This window comes from Paenarthrobacter sp. PAE-2, assembly GCF_026013155.1.
GTDB lineage: Bacteria > Actinomycetota > Actinomycetes > Actinomycetales > Micrococcaceae > Arthrobacter > Arthrobacter ureafaciens.
The window spans coordinates 1-1,922 of sequence record NZ_JAPDNV010000090.1 but is presented as its reverse complement, the minus strand read 5'-3'; the positions used below and the strand labels follow the sequence as shown (position 1 = coordinate 1,922).

Sequence of the window (1,922 nt, the reverse complement as noted above, 5' to 3'; positions counted from 1 at the left end):
CACCCGGCAGACCGGACAACCGACCGGTCCCTTACACAGAAAACTTGACACCCCCGACGGGACCCACCAGCAGGGATGCTGGAGGCATGTCGGCGGCCTTCAACCGCCACGACGTCGGCACTGACGGCACCTACTCCAAGGGCTGCGGTGATCCCTGCCTCGATGTCTTCGGCTTCCATCGATCGGTGCAGCAGCAGGACGTCAATCAGTTCACGGGTCCCCGCGGCATCACCGTTGACCCTGCGCGAGGCAGACCAGAAGGCGTCATGGGCGCTGGTGAAAGCACCCGACTCCCGCGCCCTGGCCAAAGCAGTGGAACCAGGCAAAGCGCCGGGCTTGGTCTTGAGGACCTCCAGATAATGGTCCAACTGGACCGACTGCCCGCCCTTGGCAATAATCCGCTGGTGCCGGGCCGCCACCGCGCGGCCGTCGAACACCACAACTTCGGATGCCCGCAATGAAACCCGGACCCGCCGACCGATGAACCGTGCTGGCACCGAGTACTTCACCATCCGCACGGTAATCATTGAGGACCGGTCCACTCTCGGGTTCAACACCAGACCGGGATCGAACTCGTCGGCCGGCAACGGTGCCAGGAACGGGCGCTCGGCGGCGAAGTCTTGGCCGATAGTGCGGATCCTGCCATCAATCCGCCGCTGATCGTCTTGAACCTCCCGGCTCCGGATCCAGTCGTTGAGCTCATCAAGGGACCTCGCCACGGGCATCGGGGTCAGCCGGTTGCGGCGGAACCAGCCCACCTCGCCCTCGACCCCGCCTTTCTCGTGAGCGCCGGCAAGACCTGGCTGGCAATAAAAGGCATCAAATCCATAGAACGAGCGAAACAACACCCACCGGTCATTCTCCAGGCGGTTCCGCCCCTGACCGAACACCACGGCCCTGACGGCACTGGTGAGGTTGTCATAGCGGATATGTTTGACCGGCACGCCGCCGATCTCGTTGAACGCCTCGACGTGGCCTTCCAGAAACGCTTCCTGGGCCTGGGTGGGGTAAATCCGGTGGATGGCTTTGCCGGAGTGAGAAAGCCGGAAGATGAACATGTGGCATTTCGTCTTTACCCCGTCCAGCACGATCCAGACTTCACCGAAGTCCACTTCCGCTTCCGCGCCCGGGGCGTGCTCCTGAGGAACAAATACCTCAACCCGGCGGCCGGCCTCCACATCGATCTGCGCCCGGCGGACCCGAACGTAGTCACGCACCGTCGAATACGACAACTCGTCCGCTCCATGCTCCTCGATGAGCCGGGCAAGAATCCTCCGGGCAGTGTGACGCTGCTTCCTCGGCGCCGTCGTGTCCTCGACGAGCATGGCGTCGATCGTCGGTTTATAAGGATCAAGCCGCGGCGAGGACCGTACAGGAGTTTTACGCTCTGGCGGGACCGGGGAACTTAACGCCTTACGCACGGTTTTCCGCGCCACCTGGTGCCTGCGGGCAAGCTCCCGGATTGACGCGCCCTCCACCCGGGCATCCCTCCGAATCTGCGCGAACAACTCCACTCTTGACCCCATCCCGGCCCTCCCGTCGTCGATCCAACACTGGATGGATCAACGTTCACAGGTGGGTACCATTCAAGCCGTCATTAGGTTCGGCATGTCCGGCTGGTGGGTACCGTTCGGGCCGTCCTAGTGGGCTCCGATCAGACTGTCATACTCAGGAGGTGTCGGAGTGGATGCGGAATCGGCACCCATTCGTGAGCCGGGCATGCTGACGATGCAGGATGAGCTGTGGGATCGGACGAGGTCGGTTTCGGCCGTGATCGGTCCCTTGGCTGCGCGGACGGTCGTTGGCAGGGGAGCGGTTGATGCTGCCGCCGCGGCCTTGAACGTATCGCGACGCCAGGTGTACGTGCTGATCAAACGCAGTCGCGATGGTTCTGGTTTGCTGACAGATTTGGCTCCGGGCCG

Annotated in this window: 1 protein-coding gene and 1 pseudogene; one reads left to right on the top strand and one right to left on the bottom strand. The window is 63.0% G+C overall.

The window, feature by feature from the left end:
* A partial coding sequence (gene istA, locus OCL88_RS20985) for an IS21 family transposase (RefSeq protein ID WP_264963833.1) occupies nt 1–1,526 on the bottom strand: 1,526 nt, incomplete at its 3' end.
* A gap of 157 nt (nt 1,527–1,683) precedes the next feature.
* Here istA and OCL88_RS20980 point away from each other — a divergent pair.
* Nucleotides 1,684–1,922 (top strand): annotated as a pseudogene (locus tag OCL88_RS20980) (helix-turn-helix domain-containing protein); the annotation flags it as partial.